We start from the raw sequence: 19929 nt of genomic DNA on the forward strand, positions 1-19929 counted from the left end.
GCAAGGTTACCCGCGTTTGCGTCGTACATGGCTCCCCCGCATCCGGTGGGCGGCTCGGATTCGTAGTGGTGACTCCCGAAACCAGCGCAAGGTTGACATCCCACCCGTGACAGGATGACCTGACCCCCGCTCAAGACCGCAGGAATCCGCAGGGACCGCAGGGAGCCGAGAATGCCGGGACCGGACGGCTGGGACGACGACGCCGACGCCACCGATGTGGTGCGGGGCGTCCCGTTCCGTCCCATGTCCATCTCGGAGATGCTGGACGGCGCGATCGCCGGGATCCGGCGCCGGCCGCGCACCACGCTGGGCCTCGCGGTGGCCATCAGCACGGTGATCCAGGTGACGAGCTCGGTCACCGCGTACTTCTTCATCGGCGACGAGGCCCGCGACGAGGTCACCCCGGACGTCCTGATGGAGTCGCTCGGCGCGCAGCTCACGCTGACGGTGCTGGGGCTGGTGCTGTCGGCCTACGGGATCCTGCTCATGTCGGGGCTGGTGGCGCCGATCCTGGGCCGTGAGCTGGTGGGGATGCCGATGGCGCCGCGGCAGGCGTGGCGCGACGCGCGGCCGAGGCTCGGACGGCTGGCCGGGACCGCCGCCGCCGTCATGGGGATCTCGCTGGGCGCGCTGCTGCTGCCGGTCCTCCCGTTCTTCGCGCTGATCGCCGTCGACGCGCACCCGGCGCTCGGGGTGCTCGCCGGGATCATCGGTTTCCCGCTCGGCATCGCCCTGATGGTGTGGCTGTACATCCTGTTCGTCCAGGCCGTCCCGGCGGTCGTCCTGGAGCGGCAGACGGTGACGGGCGCGCTGCGCCGGGCCGTCACGCTCTCGAAGGGCCGGTGGTTCCGGACCTGCGGGGCGCTCCTGCTGGCCCTGGTCGTGACCGTGTTCATGGGCTTCTTCGCGCTCCGCATCCCGTTCATGCTCGTCCAGCTGATCTTCTTCGGCGACTCGTCCGGCAGCGGGGCGACGATGGGCGCGCTCGCGGTGGACACGGCCGGCCGCATCGTGAGCTGGTCGGTGGTGCTGCCGTTCGACGCGGGCGTGATCGCCCTCCTCTACATGGACCGGCGGATGCGCCGCGAGGGCTTCGACCTGGATCTGCGCATCAGGGGACGGTCCGCCGCGGCGATCACGGGCGGCGAGGACGCCGGAGACGCCCGCGCCGGAGACGCCGGCGCAGGGGCCGCCCGCGGCGACGGGTTCATCGACCTGTGGCGGACCGATCCGGTGCCGGCGCATCCGCGGACGGGAGCGAACCCGTGATCCTCGATCCGATCGGCCGCGACGAGGCCCGCGAGCTGGCCCGCCGCGAGCTGGAGAAGCAGATCTACCGGCGCGACGAGCCGTCCTGGCTGGAGCGCTGGTGGAACGAGTTCACCGAGTGGCTGCAGCAGCTGTTCAACCAGGCGCCGAACCCGCAGTCGCAGGGCAGCGGCGGCGGCTGGACGTCCATCGCGATCATCGTCGTGGTCGCGCTCGTCGCGGTCGGGCTGGTGGTGTGGCTGATGTGGGGCCGACGCAACCCGCGCTCCCGCACAGACCCGCTGCTGGACGACCGGCCGTCCACCGCGCTCGACCACCGGGACGCGGCGGAGCGGCACGCGGCGGCCGGGCAGTGGGCCGACGCGATCCGCGAGCGGCTCCGCGCGATAGCCCGCGACCTGGAGGAGCGGGCGGTGCTGGCGGCGCGTCCGGGACGCACCGCGGACGAACTGGCGGCGGAGGCGGGCGGGGCCGTGCCGGAACTGGCCGGCGAGCTGGCGGCGGGCGTCGCGATCTTCGACGACGTCTGGTACGGCGACCGCCCGGGCACCGCCGAGGGGTACGCGCGGATGAGGGAACTGGACGAGCGGCTGCGGGCCACGAAGCCGAAGCCGCTGGAGAGCGACGACCTCAGCCTGGCCGGGGCCGGCGAGGAAGGGGGCCCGCGGTGGTGACCCAGGCCCCGCCCGAGAGCGGGCCGGCGGAGCCGTCCGCGCGGCAGGTCGCGGGCCGCCGCTGGCGGTCGGCGCGCGGCGTGGTCGCGGTGCTCCTCGCGATGGCCGTCATCGCGGTGATCCTGGCGGCGCTGCGCCCGTCGACGCCGCCGGAGGCGCTGGACCCGGAGTCGCCGAAGCAGGACGGCTCCCGGGCGCTCGCGGAGATCCTGCGGCAGCACGGCACCGGGGTGATCGTCACGCGGAGGATGCAGGACGCCCTCATCGCGAGCCGGTCCAACAACGTCCTCGTGGTGACGCGCACCGAGCGGCTCAGCGAGGACGACCTGCGGATGCTGAGCGGCACGCAGGTCGACATGCTCCTCGTCCGGCCGACGGCGTACGCGCTGAACGTTCTGGCCCCGCAGGTGCGCCGCAGCGGCCCGAGCTTCGAGGAGACCGCCGCGCCGGGCTGCGCCCTCCCGGCCGCGTCCCTCGCCGGGACGGTCGCGTTCCACGAGTCGGAGACCTACGAGATCACCGGCCAGGGGGTCGCGTGCTACCAGACCGAGTCCGGCGGCGCCAGGGTCGTCCAGGTGCAGAAGGGTTCGAGCACGGTCACCGTGCTGGGGTCGGCCGCGCCGCTGACGAACGGGCGGCTCACCGAGGAGGGCAACGCGGCGCTGGCCATGAACCTGGCGGGCCCCGGCGGCGCGACGGTGTGGCTCGTCCCGGACCTGCCGGCGTCGGGCGAGGGCGCCGGGCAGACCTCGCTCGGCGATCTCCTGCCGCTCGGCGTGAAGCTGTTCTTCCTCGAACTCCTCGTCGCGGTGCTGCTGGTGGCGCTGTGGCGGGCCCGCCGCCTCGGCCCCGTCGTGGCGGAGGCGCTGCCCGTCGTCGTCCGGTCCGCCGAGACGGTCGAGGGCCGCGCCCGCCTCTACCGGGCCGGGCGCGCCCGCGACCGCGCCTCCGACGCGCTGCGCTCCGGCGCCCGCGAACGGCTCGTCCCGCTCCTCGGGCTGCCCCGCGGCAGCGCGCAGGATCCCTCCGCCGTGCAGGAGATCGTCACCGCGGTCGCCCGCCGCACGCCCTACGACGAGACGTACGTCGGGGCGGCTCTGTACGGTCCTGAACCCTTGGACGACGCCGGGCTCATCGCCCTGACGGGCGTCCTTGATGACCTGGAAAGGCAGGTACGGCAGTCTTGAACACCCCTGTAGAGCTCGAGGACGACGTACCCGACGACGCGGGGTCCGGGGCCCTGTCGGAGGAGGCCCGGCGGCAGGCCGAGACGGCTCGCGCGGCGCTCACGGCGCTGCGCGGTGAGGTCGCCAAGACGGTCGTCGGTCAGGACTCCGTGGTGACCGGCCTCGTCATCGCGCTGCTGTGCCGCGGTCATGTGCTGCTTGAGGGCGTCCCCGGTACGGCCAAGACGCTGCTCATCAAGACGCTGTCGAGGGCCCTCGACCTCGATTTCAAGCGCGTCCAGTTCACCCCCGACCTGATGCCCGGTGACGTGACCGGGTCGCTGGTGTACGACAACCGGACGGCGGAGTTCGACTTCCGCGAAGGTCCCGTCTTCACCAACCTCCTGCTGGCGGACGAGATCAACCGGACGCCACCGAAGACGCAGGCGTCCCTTCTGGAGGCCATGGAGGAGCGCCAGGTTTCGGTGGAGGGCTCCGCGCGCGCTCTGCCCGACCCGTTCGTGGTGTGCGCGACCCAGAACCCGATCGAGTACGAGGGCACCTATCCCCTGCCCGAAGCCCAGCTCGACCGGTTCCTCGTCAAGCTGACGGTGCCCGTCCCCACGCGGGACGAGGAGATCGCCATGATCCAGCGGCACGCGGCCGGGTTCGACCCGCGTGACCTGTCGGAGGTGAAGGCGGTCGCCGGCGCGCGCGAACTCGCCGCCGGCCAGGCCGCCGTCAGGACCGTCCACCTCGATCCCAAGGTCGCCGCCTACGTCGTGGACCTGTGCCGGGCGACCCGGCAGTCCCCGTCGCTCCAGCTCGGCGTGTCCCCGCGCGGTGCGACGGCGCTGCTGGCGACGTCCCGCGCGTGGGCGTGGCTGTCGGGCCGCGACTACGTCACGCCGGACGACGTGAAGGCGCTGGCCAGGCCGACGCTGCGGCACCGCGTCCAGCTGCGTCCCGAGGCGGAGCTGGAGGGCGCCACCGCGGACGGCGTGCTGGAGGGCATCCTCGCCCACGTCCCCGCCCCGCGCTGATGGCGCTGACCGGGCGCCTGGGGCTGCTGGCCCTGCTCGGCGCGCTCGTCCCGCTGTTCGCGCCGAGCTGGTGGGCGCTGCTCGCGGTGTGGGGCGTCCTGCTGCTCGGCGTCGTCGCCGACCTCGTCCTCGCCGGCAACGTGCGGGCGCTGCGCTTCCACCGCGCGGGCGACACCAACGTGCGCCTCGGCGAGACGGCGCGGGTGTCGCTGATCGTGGAGAACCAGGGCCGGCGGCGCCTCAAGGCCCGCCTGCGGGACGTGTGGCCGCCCAGCGCGGGCGCCGCGCCCCGCACGGTCCAGGTCGACGTGCCCGCCGGTGAGCGCCGCCGCGTCGAGATGACGCTGACGCCGACGCGGCGCGGCGACCGGAAGGCCGTCACGGTCGCCGTCCGGTCGGTGGGGCCGCTCGGGCTGGCCGCGCGGCAGCTGTCGCGCGCCGCGCCCTGGACGGTGCGGGCCCTGCCGGCGTTCCCGTCCCGCCGCCACCTTCCGGCGAAGCTGGCGCGGCTGCGGGAGCTGACCGGCGCGCACGTGGCGCTGATCCGCGGGCAGGGCACCGAGTTCGACTCGCTGCGCGAGTACGTCGACGGCGACGACGTCCGGTCCATCGACTGGCGCGCCACCGCCCGGCGCGGCGACGTGGTGGTGCGGACGTGGCGGCCCGAACGCGACCGCCGCATCTACCTGGTGCTCGACACCGGCCGCACGTCCGCCGGCCGCGTCGGCGACATCCCACGGCTGGACTGCTCGATGGACGCGGCGCTGCTCCTCGGCGCGCTCGCGTCCCGCGCCGGCGACCGCGTCGACCTGCTCGCCTACGACCGGCGCGTCCGCGCCCGCGTGGAGGGCGCGTCCCGGACGGACCTGCTGCCCGCGATGGTGCACGCCATGGCGCCGCTGGAGCCCGAGCTGCTCGAATGCGACGCCGCCGGGATGGTGTCGACGCTGATGGCGCGCGTGCGCCAGCGGTGCCTGGTCGTCCTGCTGACCGACCTGAACACGGCCGCGCTGGAGGAGGGGCTGCTGCCGCTGCTGCCGCAGCTCACCGCCCGCCACCTGGTGATGATCGCGGCGGTGTCGGATCCGCGCGTCGGCGAGATGGCGGCCGGGCGCGGCGACCTCGCGGCCGTGTACGACGCGGCCGCCGCCGAGCGCGCCCGCGCCGAGCGCCGCCGCCTCACCGCCGAGCTGCGCGGCCACGGCGTCGAGGTCGTGGACGCCCCGCCGGACGAGATCGCCCCCGCCCTCGCCGACGCCTACCTCGCCCTCAAGGCCGCCGGACGCCTTTGATTCGCAGACCATCTGGTGGACCACGTCGATGCTGCAGGAGCGCAGGATCCGTTCGCCCCATCGGCAGCTCGTAGCGGAGCACGCTAAACGATCTCGCTGGAGAGGTGTCCACGAGCGCCTGACCCGCGAGAATGCGCCCGGGAGGTAACTCCGCCCCAGGGGCCGACGGAGGCACGCGGCCTGGTTGTCGTGAACATCACGGAGCGGGCGGCTGTCGTGTCCGGACTCGCCGAGGAGCAGCCGCGCTACTACCTCCAACATGCACTCGGGTTCCAGGTACACGATGTTCGTCATCCCCACCACGACCGGCGGCATGGTCGGGCGGACATCGGATGGAAGGACGGCAGGCAAGATGGCTGACTGGACGAACCTCAGGTACGTGGTGGTGGACGTGGAGGGCAACGGCCAACAGCCGCCCGACCTGGTGGAGTTGGCCGCTGTGCCGATCGTCGGCGGCGTCATCAGGGAGCCGATGAGTTGGCTGGTCAAGCCGCCCCGTCCGATCGAGTACTTCGCTACCCGCATCCATGGCCTCACGAACAACGACGTGGACGACGCTCCGTCGTTCGCGGCGATCAGCGGTCAGGTGCTCCATTCCCTGAACTCCCCGGCTCTCGTCGCCCACAACGCGCATGTGGATGTCGGCGTGCTTCAGCGCCACCTCGGCGAGTGGGAGTGCCCCGAGGTTTTCGACACGCTGAAGCTGGCGAAGCGGCTGGTGCCCAACCAGATGAGCTACAAGCTCGGGTCCTTGGTTGAGGCGTTCAAGCTGGCCGAGGGCCTGCCGGAAGGTCTCAGCCCTCACCGTGCGACGTATGACGCGCTGGTCGCCGCACGGCTGTTCGTACTGCTCGCCACGAAGGCCGTGGCGCTCGAAAAGCTGCGAGGCCAGAACTCGGGAGGGGGCAAGGATGAAGCTCCAACTCTCTTCTAGCTTGAACCGCATCGGCTTCGGCTCCATGCAGCTCACCGGCCCTGGCCATTGGGCCGCGCGACAACCCGGAACATGATGACCTTCTTCGCTTCGGCGAAGGAGTGAGTGGCCATGGTCGAAACGATCACAAACCGAGCCCGTGACCGAGGCGGTGCCGGTCACCGCAGCCCGCACCGCTCGTTGCCGGGGAACAGGCGGTGTTTGAGCAGCAGGTCCAGTGCGTCGGCTGCCGCCTTGGTGTCCTCGCAGGGCCACACGAAGCCCCCGCGTTCGTCGCCGGCCTCGAAGTACCCCCAGGTCCCGCCGGGCAGCGCCCTCGCCCGCACCACGGCCCCCACGTCGCGGACCGGCCCACTGGCGTACACCCACAAAAGCGGCACGGGGAACCACCGGAACTCCGGCCTGTCATAGAGCCCCACGCACCGCCAGCCTTTCGGCCCCAGCGCGACCCGCAGCAGTTCCAGTCTCCGCATCGCCGTGCGATGGCCCATACGAGTCCGCAAGTCCAGCACGAACCGGCTGCGTCCGGCCTCGCGGCCCACGGCCAGTGCCATCTCGAACGCCCCCTTCGTCCTGGCACCGCGGGCCGGGGTGCCGGACGTCATCATGCGCCACCGCCGTACATGAGGTGCTCGATCTGCTGGCGGCTGAAGCGCCGGACGCCTCCGAGGGTCCGGATGCAGACGAGCCTGCCGTCGCCGGCCCAGCGTGTGACGGTCTTGGGGTCGACACGGAACATCGTGGCCACGTCACCGGGGCTCAGGAGTTGACCGGGTCCGAAGTCCCAGCCGTGGATGATCGTCAGCCTGTCGGCCGACCGCTTGCCTCTATTCATCGGGGGTTCCCGTCTGGTTGAACCTGACTTCGGCGGGCGGGTCCGGAGGAAGAGGCGTGCCGCGCATGGCCAGGACCAGCCGCGCGTGCCGGACCCGCGCCAGTGCCCGGCGGCGTTCCGGGTCGGGCGGCACGTCCGAGGAGAGCCACGGGCCGTACACCCGCAGGACAGCGCGTTGGTACAGCGAATCGGCGGCGATCTGTTCGGACGAGTTCACGGGACGGTCCACTCCGCGAAGACGGTCTTGCCGCCCTCCCGGTCATCGCGAACCGCGCCCCACCGCGTGACGAGCTCCCCGACGATCACCAGCCCCCGGCCGCCCACCGCGTCCGGGCCGGGACGGCACACCACCGGAAGCGTGCCGTCGCCGTCCCAGACCTCCACCACGCAGACGCGGCCGTCCGAACGGGCGTCCACCCGAACCTCGTCCGTCACCGCGTGCCGGACCGCGTTGGTGATCAACTCCGAGGCCACGACCCGCACCAGGTACTCGTCCACCGGCCAGTCGGCGGCGATGGCGGCGACGTGATCCCGCGCCACTTTGATCTTCTCGATATCCGGTTTGAACGCGATCATCTGATACTCCGCTCCCGGGGCGGCATCCCCGGCGCCTCGGCTGAACATCTGTGCCGTACGCCACACAGGATGAGCCGCCGCGAGATATCTTTTCTACGTTCGCGAACCTCAGTAACCCCCGGAGGTTTCCGTGTCACTGCGTAACGAACTAGACCCGGACCGTTCTATCTGGCACTTCATAGCCCTTGAGGTGCTGCGACTCCGTAAATTGTCCGGATCGACCGGTCAAGCGCTCGCCACCAACCTCGGATGCCACCGTTCCTATGTTTCCCGAGTCGAGAACGCATCCATTCATCTGTCGATCAAGTACGCGGAGCGGCTGGACGAGCTTTGGAAACCCCTGATCCCGTTCGCGCGGCTCGTACGCTGGGCCGAAGCGTCCGATGACGGCGACTGGTTCACCGGGCTGACGTGGCACGAGGCACGGGCGACACGTCACCGCATGTGGGAAGCGCTCCTGGTCCCGGGGCTCTTCCAGACCGAGGACTACGCGCGGGCGGCGCTTTCTTCGGGAATGGTCGACGACGTGGAACGGGCCGTGAAGACGAGGCTTGCTCGGCAGGAAGCCGTGTTCGGGCAGCCCAACCCGCCGCGTCTGACCGTCATCTTGAGTTGGGCCGTGCTCGCTCAGCCCGTGGGAAGCGCCAACGTGATGCGTGAGCAGATCAGTCACCTACTCACGGTCGCGGACCTGCCCCACGTCAACCTGCGCGTTCTGGAGCGAGGTTCGGGCGCTCATGTCGGTCTTGACGGCTCGTTCTGCGTGATGACGGTGGATGATAGGGATGTCGCTTTCGCAGACGCGCCGGAACGCGGACGACTCGTCACCGACCCGGGGGACGTCCAGAAGTACGCAGTAAGGTACGACCGCATCAGCGACACGGCGGAAGGAATCGGCTCAACCCGGGCCATCCTCGAAAGAGCTATGGAGACCTACCGATGATCGTTTGGCGCAAGGCGTCGCGTAGCAACACGTCCGGCGGCCAATGCGTGGAGGTTGCACAGCGTCCAGGAAACATCGGAGTGCGGGACAGCAAGGACCCGTACGGGCCGGTGTTCGCGCTCTCGAGGGAGACCTTCCGGAGCCTCGTGCGCAACGTCAAGGCGGGGGACCTGGACGCGCCGTCCAACACCGCAGGACGCCTTTGAGTGATGGGTCAGCCCGCCACGGGGGCCAGGTCGGGGCGGAGGTCGGCGTCGCCGGTCTCGCCCTGGCGGGTGGCGCGGCGGCCGAGGACGATCACGTAGCTGAGGAACGCGACCTCCGCGGCGACGCCGATCCCGATGCGCAGCCAGGTGATGTGCACCCAGCCGGTCACGAAGCCCTCGATCAGGCCGGACACGAGCAGCACCGCGATGAGCCCGATGGCGATGCTGACGGCGGCGCGTCCCTCCTCGGCGAGGGCCTGGCCGCGGCGGCGCGGGCCCGGGTCCACGATCGTCCAGCCGAGTTTCAGGCCGCCGGCGACGGCCAGGTACACGGCGGTGAGCTCCAGCAGGCCGTGCGGGAGGATCAGCCCGAAGAAGATGTCGCCCTTGCCGTTGGCGAACATCAGGCCGCCGATCACCCCGAGGTTGAGCTGGTTCATCAGCAGGACGAACACGGTCGGGATGCCGAGCAGGATCCCGAAGATGAGCGCGACCGCCGACACCCAGGCGTTGTTCACCCAGACCTGGAACGCGAACGACGACGCCGAATGCTCGGTGTAGTAGTTCGCGAAGTCGTGGTCGACCAGTTCGCGGATCTCCTCCGGCGTGCCGATGCTCGCCTGCGCCTCCGGGCTGTGCACGATCCAGATCGCGAGGGCGAGGGCGAGCAGGTTGCCGAGGACGGCGTTGCCGAGCCACCACCACTTCATCCGGTACGCCGCCGCCGGGAACGACACCGTCGCGAAGCGGGTGACGTCGCGCCAGAGCGGGGCCTGGGCGCCCGCCACCGTCGCCCTGCCGCGCGCCACGAGCGACGACAGCCGGCCCACCAGCTGCGGGTCGGGCGAGCTGGACCGGACGACGGACAGGTGCGTCGCCGTCCGCTGGTACAGCTCGACCAGCTCGTCCGCTTCCGCGCCGGTCAGCCGGCGACCGCGGTTGATGAGTTGCTCCAGGCGCAGCCACTCGGCGTTGTGTGCGGCCACGTAGGCGTCGACGTCCACCCGGCGAGACTAACGTGTCGGCTTACCGAACCGGCAAAATGGACCAACCCCCGACATTGGAGGAGCAGGACATGGCCGAACTCGTCACCGGCGAGGCCGTCGCGCTCGACATCCGCGTCGCGCGGCTGGCCAGCCGTGGCTGCGCCTTCCTGCTCGACCTGCTCTTCCAGGGGGTGGCGCTCTACCTGGTCGTCTACGTCACGGCGATGACGTCGCTCGTCGCGGACGACGCGTGGACGGTCGGGCTGACGCTGCTCAGCACCGTGGCCGTCCTGGTCGGCTACCCGTGCCTGTCCGAAACGCTGCTGCGGGGCCGGACGCTCGGCAAGATGGCCGTCGGGCTCCGCGTCGTCGGCGACGACGGCGGGCCGATCCGGTTCCGGCAGGCCCTCGTGCGGGCGCTGGCCGGGTTCATCGAGTTCTGGACGTTCTACGGCTCACCCGCGCTGATCACCTCGTTCTGCAACCGGCGCGGCAAGCGGCTCGGCGACCTGTTCGCCGGGACGATCGTCATTCAGGAGCGCGCCCCGGCGTCGGTGCTGTTCGGCCCGGTCGCGGTGATGCCGCCGCAGCTCGCCTGGTGGGCCCGGACGCTGGAGATCTCGCTGCTGTCGGACGAGCTGGCGATGACGGCCCGGCAGTACCTGTCACGCTTCTGGGAACTGCTGCCGCAGGTGCGGGACTCGCTGGGCCAGCGCATCGCCGCGCAGGTCGTCGAGGTGATCAGCCCGCCTCCGCCGCCGGGGGTGCGGCCGGAGATCCTGCTGTCGGCGGTGCTCGCCGAACGCCGGCACCGCGAGGAGAAGCGGCTCGCCGAGCGCTGGGCACGGCGGATGCGCCGCCTCGGCCTGCCCGCCTTCGGGCAGCCCGCTCCCGTTCCGGCGCCCGCGACGGCGATGGCCGGGCCGCCGATGACCGGGCCCGTCCGGCCGGGGCCGCCGGCGCCGCCGCCGTTCAGCGCCCCCGCGCCGGGGCAGCCGCGGTTCCTGCCGCCCGCCGACTACGGCGCCGGGCCGTACCAGAACGTCCTGAACGCACCCGCTCCGCCTGCGGGCCCGTACCCGCAGCAGGGGCAGTACCCGCAACAGGGTCCATATCCGCAGCAGGGCCCGTACCCGCCGGGTCGCTGACGGGCGGCGGTTTGGCAATCGCGGACGTGGTTCGGCGCGTTCGTTGTGCAGTTCTGTGGCTTCCCCGGGCTCCGCGCACCTTCTAATATCCGAATAAGTTTCGGGTTTCAGGAGGCGGCATGCGCGTCCGTACTGCCCTCGGCCGGATCGCCCTCGCGGCGATCACGCTGGCCCCCGCCTTCCTCGCGGCGTCCCCCGCGCACGCCGGCGCCGCGCCGCTCCCTACCATCACCGACGACCAGGGCAGGACGCTGATCCTGCACGGGCTCAACACGGCCGGCAGCGCGAAGGGCCCGGACGGGTTGCCCTGGGTGAGCCGGGACGACATCGTCCGCGAAGCCCGCGACCTTGGCACGAACTCCGTCCGCTACCTGATCCAGTGGAAGAACGTCGAACCCGAGCCCGGCCAGTACGACGACGGCTATCTGGACGACGTGGCGGAACGCGTGGCCTGGTATCGCGAGCAGGGCATGCACGTCATCCTCGACATGCACCAGGACATCTACGGACCCGCCGCTTGCAAGGGCTCTGGAAACGGCGCGCCCGCTTGGGCCACCTTCACCGACGGCCTGGCCTGCACCCCCGCAGGACCCCTGGGTGCTGACATATCTGCAACCCGCCGTCCTGCGCGCCTATGACAACTTCTGGAACAACACCGGCAAGCATCCGGAGCTGGTGCAGCACTACACGGCGATGTGGAAGCACGTCGCACGGCGCTTTGCTGACGACCCCGCCGTCCTGGGTTATGACCTCATGAACGAGCCGTTCGGCGGGACGAAGCAGTTCGGATTCTTCGAAGGCCCCGTCCTGACGCCGGTCTACCAAGGAATCGTCAACGCGATCCGTGAGGTGGACGGCGACAACTGGGTGTTCGTCGAACCGCAGGCCCTCGGCCCCAACGAGGGAGCGGAAACGTCCCTCGGCACGATCAACGACCCGCGGCCAGGCGGGCCGCGCATCGTCCTGGCGCCGCACTTCTATCCGGGTGGGGTCGACCTTGGCGGTTCCTACGACGGTGTGACGAAGATGCTCGTCCAGGCGCAGTTCGCGCTCTGGAAGAGGAACATGCCCGCCGCCGCGCGCCGCCTCGACACCCCGATGTGGCTCGGCGAGGTCGGAGGCATGGGGCAGGACGCCCCCGGCGCGGCCGGGTTCACCGGCGACTGGCTCTCCATGGCGGACGAACTCGGCATCGGCTGGGCGTACTGGTCGAATGACCCGGGCTCCTCCGGCATCACCGACGGGAACGGGCAACCGACCCTCTTCGCCGGGCTCCTCGCCCGCCCCTACCCGCGCGCGATCGCAGGCACCCTGGTCAAGGTCTCCTACGCCTCGGACGCTCTCACCGTCACCTGGCGCAACAAGCCCGGGGTGACCGGCCCCACGGAGATCTGGTTCCCGGTCGCCCCCGAGGTCACCTCGACCGATCCCGGCGGAACGTGGCGGACGCACTGGGACGCCGCCCGCCACGTCCTCTCGGTGTGGGCCGACCCCGGCACGGCGTCCCACACCGTCACGGTCAAGCCTTAACCGGGAAGGGAGCGGAGCTTCTCGTTGAGGGTCGGGCGCAGCTTCTTCAGGCACAGCACCGGAAGGTAGGCGCCCTCGCTGGTCATGTAGTTCGTGGCCCCGGCAGGGCACTTCTGCGGGGTCTCGGCCCGGCCCACCACCTTGGCGATGGCCTGGCTGGAGCCGCAGTCGGCCTTGTCCAGGTCGCCGACGTTGAACGAGGGGTCCTCGATGCAGTCACCGGCCGCCAGCACGCCGCCGCCGGGGCCGAGGCACAGCACCGGACGGGCGACCTTGCCGCTGAACGACCGCAGCTTCATGACCTCCAGCGTCTGCGCCGGGCACGACTTCTCCGTGTCGACACGCGCGATGATCTTGCCATACCAGTTCGGCTTGGAACACGCCTGCTCCTTGCCGAAGCCGATCGAGCCGCTGCTCACGCAGTCGCCGACGGACAGGAACGCGCCGCCCGCGCCGGGGTCGCCCGGGTGCGGGCTCTTGAGGTTGCGGACGCACGCCTCGTAGTACTTCTCGTCGGTCTTCTTGCCGCGGACGTTGGCGACCCCGTCCGTCCCGCTGGGGCAGTCCGGCTCGGAACGGGACGTGATGGTGAAGCCGGACGCCTCGCGCTCATCGGTGATCTTGAGCACCTTGGCCTTGGCGGAGGAGTCGTCGCAGCTCACCCGGATGCTCGCGGGGACGCGGCTCCCTCCGTCCGTTCCGAACCCGGTGTCGACGCACTGGCCGGCCTTCACCGGCCCGTCCAGCCCGCCGCCCCCCTTGATCAGCATGAATCCCGTGGCACCCACGAAGAAGACGACCGCAAGACCGACCACCACCCACACGAGCGGCGAGGGCTTCTTGGCGGGCGGCGGGGCGGGCGGCGGGGCGGGCGCCCCCTGCTGATCCGGCCCGTCCGGTGCCCGTCCCTGCCCCTGCATGTCCGCCTCCTTGATCACGAAGAGGGACAAAGATACCGAGATACTCACCTCTGCCGCGCCTGAGTCGGCGATCTCGCGGCGACCTCCCCGTGCTCGTTGAGCAGCGGGCCGCCGCTGTCGCCGGGTGGGACGCACAGCCGCACCCGGGAGAGGGTCAGGTTCTGCTCGGGGGACGGCTCAAAGGCGTCCACCGCCCCGGCCACGAGGGAGTCGGGGCTGGACGGTGGACCGTGTCGCCGATGCGGACGAGCCCGTCGTGCCCGATGCGGCGCGTCGGCACGGGGAGGGGCTCGCTCAACTGGAGCAGCGGCACGCGAAGGTGCGGCGAGTCGGAAGGAAGACATGCCCGGCGCGGCGGACGCCGAGATGCTAGGAGAATTCGGACCCTCCCTCGAAGCACTTTCCGATATAAAGCCGAATATCTGATATCGGACACACCACAATTCGGAAGTCTCTCAGAAAGGGATCTGCCAATCGCAGAAAAGACATATCGAGTGACACAATTGCTGCACGCCTTGCAAGATCACCGATCTCGACGGAGGCAGGCATGCGACACCCGGTGTACGACCCGCCGGCTCAGGGCGATCCCCGCGAGATCGGCGGCTACCGCATCATCGCCCGGCTCGGCGCCGGGGGGATGGGCCAGGTCTTCCTCGGCAGCACGCAGAGCGGGCGGCACCTCGCCATCAAGGTCGTCCGACCCGAGTTCGCGGACGACCCGGAGTTCCGCCGCCGGTTCGCCCAGGAGGTCACGGCCGCCCAGCGCGTGCAGAACCTCTACACCGCCCCGGTCATCGACGCCGACCTGAACGGCCCCGTGCCCTGGCTCGCGACCGCTCACATCCCCGGGCCGTCCCTCGCGGCAGCCGTCGCCGAATCGGGCCCGCTGCCGCTGTCGGCGCTGCCCACCCTCGGCGCGGGCATCGACGAGGCGCTGCAGGCCGTCCACCGGGCCGGGGTCGTGCACCGGGACCTGAAGCCGTCCAACGTGCTGCTGGCCTCCGACGGCCCCCGCGTCATCGACTTCGGAATCGCCCGCGCCGCGGACGCCACCCCGCTCACCCGGACGGGCGGCGTCATCGGTTCGCCCCAGTTCATGGCCCCGGAGCAGGTGCGCGGCACCGACTCCACCGCCGCCCTCGATATTTTCGCGTTCGGGTCCCTGCTCTACTTCGCCGCGACAGGACGCAGCCCCTTCGGGGACGGCGATCCGCAGGCCGTCATGTTCCGGATCGTCCAGGAGGAGCCACGGCTGGACGGCTGCCCGGAGTCGCTCCGGCCGCTGATCGAGCGCTGCCTCGACAAGGATCCCGCGAACCGTCCCGGCGACGGCGAACTGCTGGACGAGCTCACCGGCATGCGCTCGGCGGAACCCGCCGCCTGGCCGCCCGAACCGGTCACCGAATCGCTGCGCGCGTACGCAGCGGTGCCCGGCCCGAACGGCCCCGGCTCGACCGGTTTCGGCACCGGCCCCATCGCCACCGGACCGGCCACCGGCGTCGCGGCGGGCCCGTACCCACCACCCCGGCCGGGCGGCGCCGGCGGCGGCGACAACAGGACCCTCCTGCTCGTGGGGGGCGGTGTCATGGCGCTTCTCCTGGTGTTCGCGATCCTCGTCGTCTCTCCCGGCTGGTCGGCGGCGGTGACGGCGGCAATGCGGCGGGAAGCACCGGCGGGACCTTGACGCCGCCGTCGTCCGCCCCAGCAGAGACACAGGCCCCGAACACCGCCTCCCCGGCGTCGAGCCCCGAGGCGTCCGTCTCGGCAACCCCCAGCGGGAATGCCGGCTCGAAGCCACCCGGCACATTCATCGCCGGCTACAAGGGGATCGACATCACCACCGGGTACTTCATCGATTTCACCGACAACCCGGAACGCCCCCAGAAGGCCGAGGACGGCGCGGGTGGTGATCTGCTGTTTAGTGACGGCAACCTCGAAGGCGACAGCAAGTTCGGCGAGATCGAACGTAGGCAATCGGCCGATTACGCGACCTGCCACAAGAACACCAAGTACGAAGAGGAGGGCGTTTTTCTCCCGGACAGAGGCACGGTCTGGTGCGTCTACACCGAATCCGGCCTCCTCGGCATCGTCACGATCAAGGCCGTCAGCGATCAGTACATTACCTTCGACCTGAAGGTCTGGCAGGGGCCGGCCGACTGACCGCTCCGGCGGTCACCCGAGAAGGTTGGGCGGAGACTCCAGGTCGGTCAACTCGATCCCAGGGGCGGCCAGGACGACGTCACCCGTCAGGTGGAGCATCTCCACCTCGCCCGTGGCCAGGTCGGTGATCTCGTACTCCGAGACGGGCAGCGGTTCGGTCTCGGTCTCGTAGATGGACGTTCCGGCGTGACGCCAGCGCCACATCGTCGTCAGCGCGGAAAGGGACGTCCCGCTCACCTGGACGAGACGCACCTCGGTCTGGGCGCCGTCCTCCAGCGCCAGCGAATGCGCGATCGCGACGAGAAAGCCCGGCGAATCGGTCACGAAGCCCGCCGCGCGCTCGCCGTGCTCGGTGCCGGTCTCCCCTCCCGCGCGCACCCACGCCACTTCGGGGCCGGTCACCCCGCCGCGCAGCCGCCAGCCGGGCGTGACGATCTCGACGCGGATCTGCCGCCACCGCGCGTCCACGACCAGATCGACGCGGACGCCGTCGTCCCGCCGGGACGTGTAGCGCCATCCGCCGGGGCCGGGCGCGCACTGGAAGCGTTCCGCGAGCCCCTCGCCGAGATGCAGGTACGTCCCGGCGGGCATCAGGAGCCGATGCGCCAGGAGTGCAGGTAGTCCTCCTGCTCGGGGGTCAGCAGGTCGATCGAGATGGACATCGACGCCAGTTTGAGGCGGGCCACCTCCGTGTCGATCTCCTGGGGCACCTCGTGGACGGCCGGGGACAGCGTCGTGTGCGACCGCGCGAGCCACGCGCAGGTGAGGGCCTGGTCGGCGAACGACATGTCCATGACGGCGGCCGGATGGCCCTCCGCGGCGGCCAGGTTGACCAGCCGGCCCTCGGCGAGCAGGACGAGGCGCCGGCCGTCGGCCATCACGTACTCGTCCGTCTGGGGCCGGATTCCCCGATGCACCTCGACCGCCATCTCGCTCAGCGCCCGCACGTCGATCTCGACGTCGAAGTGCCCGGAATTCGCGAGGATGGCCCCGTCCTTCATGACCGCGAGGTGCTCTCCGTTCACGACGTCGCGGTTCCCGGTGACGGTGATGAACACGTCGCCTTCCCATGCGGCGGCGGACATGGGCCGGACGGCGAAACCCTGCAACGCCGCGTCCAGCGCCTTCACGGGATCGATCTCAGTGATGACCACACGGGCACCCAGGCCACGGGCGCGCTCGGCCAGACCGCGCCCGCAATAGCCGAAGCCCGCGATGACGATGGTCTTGCCGGCCAGCAGAGTATTGGTCGCGCGGACGATTCCGTCCAGCGTCGATTGGCCGGTCCCGTAGCGGTTGTCGAACATGTGCTTCGTGTCGGTGTCGTTGACCGCGACCATGGGGAACTTCAGCGCGCCCTCACGCGCCATCTGGTGCAGCCGGATGACACCGGTCGTCGTCTGCTCGCACCCCGCCTTGACGGTGCCGAGCAGATCCGTGCGGTCGATATGGAGCGTGTTCACCAGATCGCAGCCATCGTCCAGCACCAGATCGGGGCCGGTCTCCAGCGCCTGGTGGATGTGGGCGTAATACCCCTCGCGGTCGGTCCCCGCCCGCGCGAAGACCTCCGCCCCGTACTCGTGGACGAGCGCGGCGGCCGTGTCGTCCTGCGTGGAGAGCGGGTTGGACGCCGCCAGGGCGACGCTCGCCCCGCCTGCCTGGAGCGTGCGGATGAGACCGGCGGTCTCGGTCGTGATGTGCATGCACGCCGCGACCTTGAGCCCGTCCAGCGGACGCTCCGCGGTGAACCGCTCCCGGATCTGCCGCAGCACGGGCATGCTCCGGTCGGCCCACTCGATCCGCTTGACGCCCTCGTATGCCAGCGAACCATCCGCGATATCGCTCATCTGCTCCCTCATGCGCACCTACATCAGCCACCTGCCCAGCCCCCGCCGACCTCACCGCGATTGCGCCCGAAGGCAGGATCGAGCCTGCGAGATCCTGATCGCGCAGCGAGCCGCCAGGCGAGACGGAGCGATGCGGCAATCGCACGTTTTGGCTGGGCGGCGGGGCGCCCCAGCGCCCCGCCGCCCAGCCGAAACGAATAAGACTAGTAGCGGTAGTGGTCGGGCTTGTAGGGGCCTTCCACGTGGACGCCGATGTAGGCGGCCTGCTCCTTGGTGAGCTCGGTGAGCTTGACGCCGAGGGCGTCGAGGTGGAGGCGGGCGACCTTCTCGTCCAGGTGCTTGGGCAGGACGTAGACGCCGACCGGGTACTCGTCGGGCTTGGTGAACAGCTCGATCTGCGCGATGACCTGGTTCGTGAACGAGTTGGACATCACGAACGACGGGTGGCCGGTGGCGCAGCCGAGGTTCATCAGCCGGCCCTCGGCGAGGACGATGATCGAGTGACCGTCGGCGAAGCGCCACTCGTGCACCTGCGGCTTGATCTCGATCTTCTCGATGCCGTCGATCTTCGCGAGACCGGCCATGTCGATCTCGTTGTCGAAGTGGCCGATGTTGGAGACGATCGCCTGGTGCTTCATCCGGGCCATGTGGTCGGCCGTGATGATGTTGAAGTTGCCGGTCGTCGTCACGAAGATGTCGGCCTTGTCGACCACGTCCTCCAGGGTGGTGACCTGGAAGCCGTCCATCGCGGCCTGGAGGGCGCAGATCGGGTCGATCTCGGTGATGATGACGCGGGCGCCCTGGCCCTTCAGCGCGTCCGCGCAGCCCTTGCCGACGTCGCCGTAGCCGCAGACGACGGCCACCTTGCCGCCGATCAGCACGTCGGTGGCGCGGTTCAGGCCGTCGATCACCGAGTGCCGGCAGCCGTACTTGTTGTCGAACTTCGACTTGGTGACCGAGTCGTTGACGTTGATCGCCGGGAACGCGAGCGTGCCGGCCTTCGCCATCTCGTAGAGGCGGTGGACGCCGGTGGTGGTCTCCTCGGTGACGCCCTTGATCGCGGCGGCGGTCTCGGTCCAGCGGCCGGGCTTGTCGGCGATCGTGCGGCGGAGGGTGTCGAGGATGATGCCCCACTCCTCCGGGTCGTCCTCGGCCGCGGTCGGCACGGCGCCGGCCTTCTCGTACTCGGCGCCCTTGTGGACGAGCAGGGTCGCGTCGCCGCCGTCGTCCAGGATCATGTTCGGGCCGGTGCCGTCCGGCCACTGCAGGGCCTGGTCGGTGCACCACCAGTACTCTTCGAGGGTCTCGCCCTTCCAGGCGAACACCGGGACGCCCTTCGGGTCGTCGGCGGCGCCGTCCTTGCCGACGACGACCGCGGCGGCGGCGTGGTCCTGGGTGGAGAAGATGTTGCAGGAGACCCAGCGGACGTCGGCGCCGAGCTCGACCAGCGTCTCGATCAGCACGGCCGTCTGGATCGTCATGTGCAGCGAGCCCATGATCTTGGCGCCGCGCAGCGGCTTGGCGGCGGAGTACTCCTCGCGCACCGCCATCAGGCCCGGCATCTCGTGCTCGGCGAGCCGGATCTCCCGGCGCCCGAAGTCGGCCAGCGACAGGTCGGCGACCTTGTAGTCCATGCTTTCGTGCTCCCTTGGTCAATGGCGCGCGGTCGGCGTGTGCGGTCCGGTACGCGAGGACTTGACGGGGGCCTGGGGGCCGCGTCAACGCCGCGAGTCTACGGGCGGGCACCGGGGGAAGGCACGCCCGAGCGCGACTTTCTACCACGAATTTGTCAGAATCGTCCCATGCGCATCACGGAGGCCGCCCGGCGGCTCGGCACCTCGCCCCGCATGCTCCGCTACCGCGAGGCTCTCGGGCTGCTGCCCGTCACCCGCGAGGCGGCCCTGAACAGGCGCGGGAACGGCCACCGGCGGTTCGGCGAGGCCGAACTCCGGGCCGTCGCGCTCGCCCTCGCGCTGGAGAAGCGCTACGACATCGGCCCGGCCGAGCTCGCGTTCGGGCTGCGCGTCCTGGCCGAACCCCAGGTGCAGGCGCACGTGCGGGAACTGGGCGAACGCATAGGGCGGCTGTCCGCGCCGCCGGCCCGCGCGCTCGATTTCGAGAAAGAGAAGGCAATGCGCCTCTTGCGGCGGCGGTGAGGTTCACCGGGTGCGTTGACCTGCGGCGTGTTGTTGGTATGAGCGCGGGCGGTTTCTAGTGTCTGTTGCAACGAGGTCCTTCTGGAAGGATCTTGTTGTGCCAGGACGTCGTCTTACGCTCGGTGAGCGTGCGCAGATTGAGGTGTTGTTCGGTGAGGGCCGGTTGATTCCGCAGATCGCGGAGGTGATCGGCCGGCACCGGTCGACGGTGTGGCGGGAGGTGCGGCGCAACAACTCCTACCGG

At 70.6% G+C, this 19929-nt stretch carries 25 protein-coding genes; 15 read left to right on the top strand and 10 right to left on the bottom strand.

Translation table 11 applies throughout. From position 1 onward, the window contains the following. The first annotated feature begins 171 nt into the window (after nucleotides 1–171). From SM418_RS20140 to SM418_RS20165, 6 genes are all read left to right on the top strand, one after another. Nucleotides 172–1269 (top strand): hypothetical protein, encoded by a 1098-nt coding sequence (locus SM418_RS20140; RefSeq protein ID WP_371942495.1) that lies wholly within the window; start codon nucleotides 172–174, stop codon nucleotides 1267–1269. Continuing rightward, the gene (locus SM418_RS20145; protein ID WP_371942494.1) at nucleotides 1266–1943 is read left to right on the top strand and encodes a DUF4129 domain-containing protein; all 678 of its coding nucleotides are present in this window, start codon (nucleotides 1266–1268) and stop codon (nucleotides 1941–1943) included. Before SM418_RS20140 ends, SM418_RS20145 begins: the two co-directional genes overlap by 4 nt. After that, nucleotides 1937–3130, top strand: a complete 1194-nt coding sequence (locus SM418_RS20150; RefSeq protein ID WP_371942493.1) for a DUF4350 domain-containing protein — start codon at nucleotides 1937–1939, stop codon at nucleotides 3128–3130. The genes SM418_RS20145 and SM418_RS20150 overlap by 7 nt, the downstream gene beginning before the upstream one ends. A gap of 53 nt (nucleotides 3131–3183) precedes the next feature. Further along, nucleotides 3184–4152, top strand: a complete 969-nt coding sequence (locus SM418_RS20155) for an AAA family ATPase (protein ID WP_371942649.1) — start codon at nucleotides 3184–3186, stop codon at nucleotides 4150–4152. Continuing rightward, nucleotides 4152–5444 carry a DUF58 domain-containing protein gene (locus SM418_RS20160; protein ID WP_371942492.1) on the top strand — a complete coding sequence of 431 codons (1293 nt, stop codon included), beginning with the start codon at nucleotides 4152–4154 and terminating at the stop codon, nucleotides 5442–5444. Before SM418_RS20155 ends, SM418_RS20160 begins: the two co-directional genes overlap by 1 nt. 283 nt (nucleotides 5445–5727) lie before the next feature. Continuing rightward, nucleotides 5728–6378, top strand: a complete 651-nt coding sequence (locus tag SM418_RS20165) for a 3'-5' exonuclease (RefSeq protein ID WP_371942491.1) — start codon at nucleotides 5728–5730, stop codon at nucleotides 6376–6378. A 158-nt stretch (nucleotides 6379–6536) separates the two neighbouring features. On the opposite strand, the gene SM418_RS20170 is transcribed toward SM418_RS20165, so the two are convergent. The 4 genes from SM418_RS20170 to SM418_RS20185 are packed head-to-tail and all read right to left on the bottom strand — an operon-like array spanning nucleotide 6537 to nucleotide 7789. Then, nucleotides 6537–6932: a hypothetical protein gene (locus tag SM418_RS20170; protein ID WP_371942490.1), complete on the bottom strand. Its 396-nt coding sequence runs from the start codon at nucleotides 6930–6932 to the stop codon at nucleotides 6537–6539. Between the two features lie 50 nt (nucleotides 6933–6982). Continuing rightward, nucleotides 6983–7213, bottom strand: a complete 231-nt coding sequence (locus SM418_RS20175; protein ID WP_371942489.1) for a BldC family transcriptional regulator — start codon at nucleotides 7211–7213, stop codon at nucleotides 6983–6985. Continuing rightward, nucleotides 7206–7430 carry a hypothetical protein gene (locus SM418_RS20180; RefSeq protein WP_371942488.1) on the bottom strand — a complete coding sequence of 75 codons (225 nt, stop codon included), beginning with the start codon at nucleotides 7428–7430 and terminating at the stop codon, nucleotides 7206–7208. The genes SM418_RS20175 and SM418_RS20180 overlap by 8 nt, the downstream gene beginning before the upstream one ends. Next, complete coding sequence (locus tag SM418_RS20185; protein WP_371942487.1) at nucleotides 7427–7789, bottom strand: ATP-binding protein; 363 nt, start codon at nucleotides 7787–7789, stop codon at nucleotides 7427–7429. Before SM418_RS20185 ends, SM418_RS20180 begins: the two co-directional genes overlap by 4 nt. 130 nt (nucleotides 7790–7919) lie before the next feature. Between SM418_RS20185 and SM418_RS20190 the strand changes: the two genes are divergently transcribed. Further along, entirely contained in the window at nucleotides 7920–8732 is an 813-nt protein-coding gene (locus SM418_RS20190; RefSeq protein WP_371942486.1) for a helix-turn-helix domain-containing protein, read from the top strand. Further along, nucleotides 8729–8938 (top strand): DUF397 domain-containing protein, encoded by a 210-nt coding sequence (locus SM418_RS20195; RefSeq protein ID WP_371942485.1) that lies wholly within the window; start codon nucleotides 8729–8731, stop codon nucleotides 8936–8938. Before SM418_RS20190 ends, SM418_RS20195 begins: the two co-directional genes overlap by 4 nt. Before the next feature lie 8 nt (nucleotides 8939–8946). Here SM418_RS20195 and SM418_RS20200 read toward each other — a convergent pair whose 3' ends face one another. Continuing rightward, nucleotides 8947–9942 (bottom strand): stage II sporulation protein M, encoded by a 996-nt coding sequence (locus SM418_RS20200; RefSeq protein WP_371942484.1) that lies wholly within the window; start codon nucleotides 9940–9942, stop codon nucleotides 8947–8949. Nucleotides 9943–10013: 71 nt separating this feature from the next. On the opposite strand from SM418_RS20200, the gene SM418_RS20205 reads away from it, so the two are divergent. The 3 genes from SM418_RS20205 to SM418_RS20215 all read left to right on the top strand — a co-directional run bounded on the left by SM418_RS20205 (nucleotide 10014) and on the right by SM418_RS20215 (nucleotide 12602). Continuing rightward, nucleotides 10014–11072 carry an RDD family protein gene (locus tag SM418_RS20205; protein WP_371942483.1) on the top strand — a complete coding sequence of 353 codons (1059 nt, stop codon included), beginning with the start codon at nucleotides 10014–10016 and terminating at the stop codon, nucleotides 11070–11072. Between the two features lie 119 nt (nucleotides 11073–11191). Next, the gene (locus tag SM418_RS20210; protein WP_371942482.1) at nucleotides 11192–11710 is read left to right on the top strand and encodes a cellulase family glycosylhydrolase; all 519 of its coding nucleotides are present in this window, start codon (nucleotides 11192–11194) and stop codon (nucleotides 11708–11710) included. Continuing rightward, the gene (locus SM418_RS20215; protein WP_371942481.1) at nucleotides 11670–12602 is read left to right on the top strand and encodes a cellulase family glycosylhydrolase; all 933 of its coding nucleotides are present in this window, start codon (nucleotides 11670–11672) and stop codon (nucleotides 12600–12602) included. The genes SM418_RS20210 and SM418_RS20215 overlap by 41 nt, the downstream gene beginning before the upstream one ends. Here SM418_RS20215 and SM418_RS20220 read toward each other — a convergent pair. Both SM418_RS20220 and SM418_RS20225 read right to left on the bottom strand, forming a co-directional pair. Further along, complete coding sequence (locus tag SM418_RS20220; RefSeq protein ID WP_371942480.1) at nucleotides 12599–13522, bottom strand: LppU/SCO3897 family protein; 924 nt, start codon at nucleotides 13520–13522, stop codon at nucleotides 12599–12601. The two genes, SM418_RS20215 and SM418_RS20220, sit on opposite strands and share 4 nt — an antisense overlap. A gap of 44 nt (nucleotides 13523–13566) precedes the next feature. Beyond that, on the bottom strand, nucleotides 13567–13713 hold the full coding sequence (locus SM418_RS20225; RefSeq protein WP_371942479.1) for a hypothetical protein: 147 nt from the start codon (nucleotides 13711–13713) through the stop codon (nucleotides 13567–13569). A gap of 356 nt (nucleotides 13714–14069) precedes the next feature. Between SM418_RS20225 and SM418_RS20230 the strand changes: the two genes are divergently transcribed. Together SM418_RS20230 and SM418_RS20235 are read left to right on the top strand one after the other, a co-directional pair. After that, nucleotides 14070–15206 (top strand): serine/threonine-protein kinase, encoded by a 1137-nt coding sequence (locus SM418_RS20230; protein ID WP_371942478.1) that lies wholly within the window; start codon nucleotides 14070–14072, stop codon nucleotides 15204–15206. Beyond that, nucleotides 15203–15682 (top strand): hypothetical protein, encoded by a 480-nt coding sequence (locus SM418_RS20235; protein WP_371942477.1) that lies wholly within the window; start codon nucleotides 15203–15205, stop codon nucleotides 15680–15682. Before SM418_RS20230 ends, SM418_RS20235 begins: the two co-directional genes overlap by 4 nt. Nucleotides 15683–15694: 12 nt before the next feature. Here the strand turns inward: SM418_RS20235 and SM418_RS20240 are convergent, their stop codons facing one another. From SM418_RS20240 to ahcY (SM418_RS20250), 3 genes are all read right to left on the bottom strand, one after another. Beyond that, on the bottom strand, nucleotides 15695–16273 hold the full coding sequence (locus SM418_RS20240) for a hypothetical protein (protein WP_371942476.1): 579 nt from the start codon (nucleotides 16271–16273) through the stop codon (nucleotides 15695–15697). Then, nucleotides 16273–17529, bottom strand: coding sequence for an adenosylhomocysteinase (gene ahcY, locus SM418_RS20245; protein ID WP_371942475.1), 1257 nt, complete (start codon nucleotides 17527–17529; stop codon nucleotides 16273–16275). The genes SM418_RS20240 and ahcY (SM418_RS20245) overlap by 1 nt, the downstream gene beginning before the upstream one ends. Before the next feature lie 203 nt (nucleotides 17530–17732). Continuing rightward, complete coding sequence (ahcY, locus tag SM418_RS20250) at nucleotides 17733–19163, bottom strand: adenosylhomocysteinase (protein ID WP_371942474.1); 1431 nt, start codon at nucleotides 19161–19163, stop codon at nucleotides 17733–17735. 168 nt (nucleotides 19164–19331) lie between these two features. On the opposite strand from ahcY (SM418_RS20250), the gene SM418_RS20255 reads away from it, so the two are divergent. Both SM418_RS20255 and SM418_RS20260 read left to right on the top strand, forming a co-directional pair. Next, nucleotides 19332–19685 (top strand): MerR family transcriptional regulator, encoded by a 354-nt coding sequence (locus SM418_RS20255; protein ID WP_371942473.1) that lies wholly within the window; start codon nucleotides 19332–19334, stop codon nucleotides 19683–19685. A gap of 97 nt (nucleotides 19686–19782) precedes the next feature. Next, the coding region (locus SM418_RS20260; RefSeq protein ID WP_371940494.1) for a helix-turn-helix domain-containing protein at nucleotides 19783–19929 on the top strand (147 nt) is incomplete at its 3' end.

This window comes from Actinomadura chokoriensis (assembly GCF_041463665.1).
GTDB classification, from domain to species: Bacteria; Actinomycetota; Actinomycetes; order Streptosporangiales; family Streptosporangiaceae; genus Spirillospora; species Spirillospora chokoriensis_A.

Coding starts and splice junctions, on each gene's coding strand:
- SM418_RS20140 (WP_371942495.1), top strand. CDS start 172: ATGCCGGGACCGGACGGCTGGGACGACGACGCCGACGCCACCGATGTG.
- SM418_RS20160 (WP_371942492.1), top strand. CDS start 4,152: ATGGCGCTGACCGGGCGCCTGGGGCTGCTGGCCCTGCTCGGCGCGCTC.
- SM418_RS20165 (WP_371942491.1), top strand. CDS start 5,728: ATGTTCGTCATCCCCACCACGACCGGCGGCATGGTCGGGCGGACATCG.
- SM418_RS20170 (WP_371942490.1), bottom strand. CDS start 6,932: ATGGCACTGGCCGTGGGCCGCGAGGCCGGACGCAGCCGGTTCGTGCTG.
- SM418_RS20175 (WP_371942489.1), bottom strand. CDS start 7,213: ATGAATAGAGGCAAGCGGTCGGCCGACAGGCTGACGATCATCCACGGC.
- SM418_RS20185 (WP_371942487.1), bottom strand. CDS start 7,789: ATGATCGCGTTCAAACCGGATATCGAGAAGATCAAAGTGGCGCGGGAT.
- SM418_RS20195 (WP_371942485.1), top strand. CDS start 8,729: ATGATCGTTTGGCGCAAGGCGTCGCGTAGCAACACGTCCGGCGGCCAA.
- SM418_RS20205 (WP_371942483.1), top strand. CDS start 10,014: ATGGCCGAACTCGTCACCGGCGAGGCCGTCGCGCTCGACATCCGCGTC.
- SM418_RS20210 (WP_371942482.1), top strand. CDS start 11,192: ATGCGCGTCCGTACTGCCCTCGGCCGGATCGCCCTCGCGGCGATCACG.
- SM418_RS20220 (WP_371942480.1), bottom strand. CDS start 13,522: ATGCAGGGGCAGGGACGGGCACCGGACGGGCCGGATCAGCAGGGGGCG.
- SM418_RS20230 (WP_371942478.1), top strand. CDS start 14,070: ATGCGACACCCGGTGTACGACCCGCCGGCTCAGGGCGATCCCCGCGAG.
- SM418_RS20240 (WP_371942476.1), bottom strand. CDS start 16,273: ATGCCCGCCGGGACGTACCTGCATCTCGGCGAGGGGCTCGCGGAACGC.
- ahcY (WP_371942475.1), bottom strand. CDS start 17,529: ATGAGCGATATCGCGGATGGTTCGCTGGCATACGAGGGCGTCAAGCGG.
- ahcY (WP_371942474.1), bottom strand. CDS start 19,163: ATGGACTACAAGGTCGCCGACCTGTCGCTGGCCGACTTCGGGCGCCGG.
- SM418_RS20255 (WP_371942473.1), top strand. CDS start 19,332: ATGCGCATCACGGAGGCCGCCCGGCGGCTCGGCACCTCGCCCCGCATG.